At 71.8% G+C, this 5,128-nt stretch carries 4 protein-coding genes and 1 pseudogene; all 5 read left to right on the top strand.

Annotation, left to right across the window (positions count from 1 at the left end; translation table 11 throughout):
• The coding region (locus IH13_RS40360) for a DUF4192 family protein (protein ID WP_158791026.1) at nucleotides 1–479 on the top strand (479 nt) is incomplete at its 5' end.
• 257 nt (nucleotides 480–736) lie between these two features.
• Nucleotides 737–1,501, top strand: coding sequence for an NUDIX hydrolase (locus IH13_RS0102600; RefSeq protein ID WP_031080684.1), 765 nt, complete (start codon nucleotides 737–739; stop codon nucleotides 1,499–1,501).
• A gap of 169 nt (nucleotides 1,502–1,670) precedes the next feature.
• Nucleotides 1,671–3,419, top strand: coding sequence for an ABC transporter ATP-binding protein (locus tag IH13_RS0102595; RefSeq protein WP_031080682.1), 1,749 nt, complete (start codon nucleotides 1,671–1,673; stop codon nucleotides 3,417–3,419).
• Nucleotides 3,420–3,600: 181 nt separating this feature from the next.
• The gene (locus IH13_RS0102590) at nucleotides 3,601–4,467 is read left to right on the top strand and encodes a FadR/GntR family transcriptional regulator (protein ID WP_324605160.1); all 867 of its coding nucleotides are present in this window, start codon (nucleotides 3,601–3,603) and stop codon (nucleotides 4,465–4,467) included.
• Between the two features lie 323 nt (nucleotides 4,468–4,790).
• Nucleotides 4,791–5,128 (top strand): annotated as a pseudogene (locus IH13_RS0102585) (RNA polymerase sigma factor); the annotation flags it as partial.

Raw genomic sequence — 5,128 nt, 5'->3', positions numbered from 1 at the left:
CCCGCCGCTGCGTCGGCTCGTACGTGGAGCATTCGGCCGCACCTCTCGCGCTGGCCGGATGGGTGTCCTGGTCCACGGGGGACGAGCCGGGCGCCCGGGTCGCGCTGGGCCTCGCACTCCGGGCGGACCCGGACTACACGTTCGCGCAGCTGCTGCACCAGGCGTGCAACGAGGGCCTGGACCCCGAGACGCTCCGCCGCTGCCTGCGGGGTGAGCGCGACCTGCGCGCCGCCGCACAAGGGGGAGCCGTACCCGCGGGTGGCCCCGGGCTCCAGCAGCCTGCTCTCCCGCGCCCACGTCGGCGACCGGCGCGCAGCCAGGCCGCCGGGCGGGTGGAAAGGGCGGCCCGGGAGGCGGTCCCGATGCCGGGTCCCACTCCGTCCGGTCCGGGCGCAGCCCGCCCACGGTCGGCCGTGCACCGTAAGCGGACCCGTGGGTACCGGGTGCAGGGCCGGCGGGGCGCTCGAAGCGGCCGCTGAGGCCGGGGGAGCGGCCCGGACCGGTGGGAGAGCCGAGCGGACTCGGAGCGGCGGGAAGGCAGGCACACGGGAAGGAGCCGTAGGCGCGTGGAAAGGGGCCGGAGGAGAGGGCCGGCGCTCGGGAGGGTGACACACGGGAAGGGGGGCTCACGGCAAGGGGCGAGCGGGCGCGTGCCACGGGCGGCCGGCGTGACAGGAAGGGAGGCGGAGATCGCGAAGGGAGTGTTTATCGTCAGGAAGACGACTATGATTCCGGCATGCCGCCCTACGACCCGTCGACCTTCCCGCCCTTCGCTGTCACCGTCGACCTGGTTGTGCTCACGGTGCGTCGTCACGCACTCTGCGCACTGGTGGTGCGCCGTGGCGAAGCGCCCTTCCAGGGCAGATGGGCGCTGCCAGGGGGATTCGTCAGAACCGACGAGGACCTCGGCGCCGCCGCGGCACGGGAACTCGCCGAGGAGACCGGGCTCTGTGCGCACGATCCGGTCGCCCCCACCGTGGGGAACGGCGCCCACCTCGAGCAGTTGGCCACCTACGGAGACCCCGGCCGCGACCCTCGGATGAGGGTCGTCAGCGTCGCGCACCTCGCGCTGGCTCCCGATCTGCCCGCGCCTCGCGCGGGGGGTGACGCGAACAGTGCGCGCTGGGCGCCGGTCGGTGATCTCCTCGGCCAGGAAAGAGGCACGGGCGGAGACGGTGAGCAGCCGGCCCCCCTGGCGTTCGACCACGCCCGCATCCTCGACGACGGGGTGGAACGCGCCCGCTCGAAGATCGAATATTCGTCGCTGGCCACGGCGTTCTGCCCGCCCGAGTTCACCGTCGGCGAGTTGCGACGGGTGTACGAGGCGGTGTGGGGCGTGGTCCTGGACCCGCGGAACTTCCACCGCAAGGTCACCGGCACCCCAGGCTTCCTGGTGCCGTCCGGAGGGACCACCACCCGGCAGGGCGGCCGTCCCGCACAGCTGTTCAGGGCGGGCTCCGCCACCGTGCTCAATCCTCCGATGCTGCGACCCGAGGTCTGATTGTCGGACTTTCGGTGCGGGTCCTCGCTGAATGGCCGTACCGCGTACGGCGATCAGGCAACGGAACGCCCGTAAAGGCTGAGCTGCAACAAAAGTCTGAAATGTCGCGTTATCTTGCTGGAGTACCCCGCCCTGCCGCCGAGCGGTCTCCCCCTCCGCGAGAGAAGCGATGCTCCAGGCCATCGGACTCACCAGCGCCCCCGGCCGCGACCGGCCCTCCGTCGTGGACGACTTGACCTTCGAAGCCCCTCCCGGCCGCGTCACCGCGCTCCTCGGCGCGCCCGGTTCCGGAAAGACCACCGCTCTGCGGCTGATGCTCGAGCTCGAACCCGGGCGCGGCGTCACCTACTTCCGGGGGCGGCCCCTGCACCGCATCGGCCACCCCGCGCGCGAAGTCGGCGTGCTGCTCGGAGACGTGCCGGGTCATCCCGCGCGTACCGTCCGCGGTCAGCTCCGCATGCTCTGCGCCGCCGCCGGGGTGCCCGCGACGCGCGCCGACGAACTCCTCGACGTCGTCGGTCTGGCCGGACTCGGGGACCAGCGCATCGGGTCGCTCTCGGCCGGCATGGACCGGCGGCTCGGCCTCGCGTCCGCGCTGCTGGGGGACCCGCACACGCTCGTCCTCGACGAGCCCGCCAAGGGCCTCTCGCCGCGGGAGAGAAGCTGGATGCACGGGCTTCTGCGGGCCCACGCGGCCGAGGGCGGCACGGTCCTGCACACCACCAGCGACCCCAAGGAGGCCGCCGCCACGGCCGACCGGGTGGTCACCATCGACGGCGGACGCCTGCTCGCCGACCAGGCGGTGGCCGACTTCTCCCGGACCCGCCTGCGCCCCCGCGTCGCGGTGCGCACACCGCACGCCGCCCGCCTGGCAGCCGTGGTCAGCCGGGAAGCGCGGGCCGCCCGGCGGCCCGTGGAAGTGGTCGCCGAGGGCGGCAGCCGTCTGTCGGTCTACGGCAGCAGTTGCGCGGAGATCGGGGACACCGCGTACCGGCACGGCGTCCCCGTGCACCAGCTCGCGGACGAGACCGGAGACGCCGGACCCGTCGCCGTCCCCGCCGCCCGCGCCCCGGCCAGGGCTGTACCGAGGTCCGCCTCGGCGGTGGCGGTCTCGAAGCTCCCGCCCCCCATCGACGTCCGCCCCGCACGGGGTCCGCTGCGCCCCCTCCGCTACGAACTGCGCCGCCTCTTCGGGGTGCGGACAACCACCTTCGTCATGACCGCCGTTCTGCTGGTCTCGACCGGCATCTCCGTCCTGCTGGCCCGTTCCGGCCGGGCGCCGCTGCCCGACCTCCTGGTCGCATGGCCGGATCTGCTGCCCCTGCCCCCCGCGGCGTTCGGCGCCGGCCTGATCGGAGCCCTCTCCTTCGGGGACGAGTACCGGTACCCGGCACTCGCCGCGGGGCGGGGGACGGTCCCCCGCCGCCTGGGGCTGCTGCTGGCCAAACTGACCGTCTCCAGCGCTGTCGCCCTGCTGCTGGCCCTGCTCTCCGTGCTCGCGGACGCCGAGGCGCTGCGCCTCGTCTACGGCGAGGGCGTGGTCGCCGTGCCCGACAACGCCGTCCTGCTGGCCGCGAGTTGGGCCGCACTGTCAGTGGGCTGTGCCTGGGCGGGGCTGCTCGCCGCAGGCGTCTTCCGTATGGCGGCAGCCGGGGTCGCGGCCGTCCTCGCAGTCCCCGTCCTCATGGTCCCGCTGGTGCAGAAACTGCTCGCCGGGCCGTCCGCGCGTTCGATCGCCGGACTGCCGACGAGGCTGCGTGAACTCACCTGGCTGCAGTGGCCGTACGAACTGGACCGGTGGGCGACGGCGGCCGTCCGGGTCGTGGCGCAGCCGGTGGGGCTGGCTCTCGCCCTGTCGTTGTCGGTCCTGATCTGTGCGTATGTGTTCACCGGCCTCCGAGGGAGGGCGCGTTGGTGACCGCGCCCATCCGACAGGGTGATGATCGGATCGCAACTCCTTGAAGGGTGAGTGATTTATCCCGATAAGGCGTCAATTGTGAGGCCAGTACCGATCACCCTTTCGTGTGCTTTTCACCAAAGACCTCAAGGGGCGGCTGAGCCGCGCCGACAAAGGATGCGTGAGTACCCTCGCGCACACCATGATGACCGCCGCCCGCTCCGCCGATTCCGGCCTCGCCGGACCGGGCGAAATCGACCGCTACCCGTACACGGAGTCGCCGGCCGGCGAGCATGCCGCCCTGCGCTCCTGGGGCGGTACCGATTCCGAGCTGGGGCGGACGGGGCGACGCGGCGCAGCCGGCCGCGGCCGTGGCCTCCACGGCCAACTCGTCCAGCAGCTGGGCCAGATGATCGTTTCCGGGGATCTCGGGGCCGACCGGCCGCTCGTCCCGGAGGAGATCGGCCAGCGATTCGAGGTCTCCCGCACCGTGGTCAGGGAGTCCCTGCGTGTGCTCGAGGCCAAGGGCCTGGTCAGTGCCCGGCCCAATGTCGGCACCCGGGTCCGTCCGGTCAGCGACTGGAACCTCTTGGACCCCGACATCATCGAATGGAGGGCCTTCGGTCCTCAGCGTGACGATCAGCGCCGGGAGCTGACCGAGTTGCGGTGGACGATCGAGCCGCTTGCCGTGCGGCTGGCCGCCGGGCACGGGCGTGAGGACATCCAGCAGCGCCTCGGCGACATGATCGAGATCATGGGGCACGCGATGGGGCAGGGAGACGCGATCACGTTCTCCCGTGCCGACGGGGAATTCCACTCCCTGCTCATCCAGGCCGCCGGCAACCGCATGCTCGAGCACCTGTCCGGCATCGTCTCCGCCGCCCTGCACGTCTCCGGCGGCCCGGTCACGGGCTGTGACCGGCCCGGTGAGGCGTCGCTCGGTCATCACGCGCGCATCGTCGAGGCGCTCGCCTCGGGCGACGCCACCGGCGCGGAGAACGCCATGCGGCAGCTGCTCGTGGTCCACCCGGACGTGGAGCGAGTCGTTCCGGCGCCCCGCGAACACTGAACCCCGTACGGCCGGGGGTGCGCGGCTCGTGTGCCGCCGGGCCCACGGGCCCGGCGGCACAATTGTGCGGATAGGTGACACCTGGTTGAGTTTGTCGCGTATGGGGTGTGACTCGGGCCACGTGAATTGGCCGTAACACTCCTGGAGGCAGTGCGATGACTTAAGAGGTGACCGCCGCGGAAGGAATACAGCAGCCACGCAGTGCGCTGTGCAGTTCTGAGGCCAAGCCCGCGCCGTCGGCGACATCCCCAGCCGCCGGTCGTCGGTCCGAGCTCCTCCGGAGCCGGGCCGGAAGCCGTTTCCATCGTTCCGAGAGGTTGTTCGTGTCGGCCAGCACATCCCGTACGCTCCCGCCGGAGATCGCCGAGTCCGAGTCTGTGATGGCGCTCATCGAGCGGGGAAAGGCTGATGGGCAGATCGCCGGCGATGACGTGCGTCGGGCCTTCGAGGCTGACCAGATTCCGCCAACCCAGTGGAAGAACGTTCTGCGCAGCCTCAACCAGATCCTCGAGGAAGAGGGTGTGACGCTGATGGTCAGTGCCGCGGAGTCGCCGAAGCGCGCCCGCAAGAGCGTCGCAGCGAAGAGCCCGGTCAAGCGCACCGCCACCAAGACCGTCGCGGCCAAGACGACCGTGACCCTGTCTCTTATACACATCCCTGA

This window comes from Streptomyces sp. NRRL WC-3549 (assembly GCF_000721935.1).
Classification (GTDB): Bacteria; Actinomycetota; Actinomycetes; order Streptomycetales; family Streptomycetaceae; genus Streptomyces.
The sequence above is the reverse complement of the archived record's forward strand: the minus strand, read 5'-3'. Positions and strand labels throughout refer to the sequence as shown.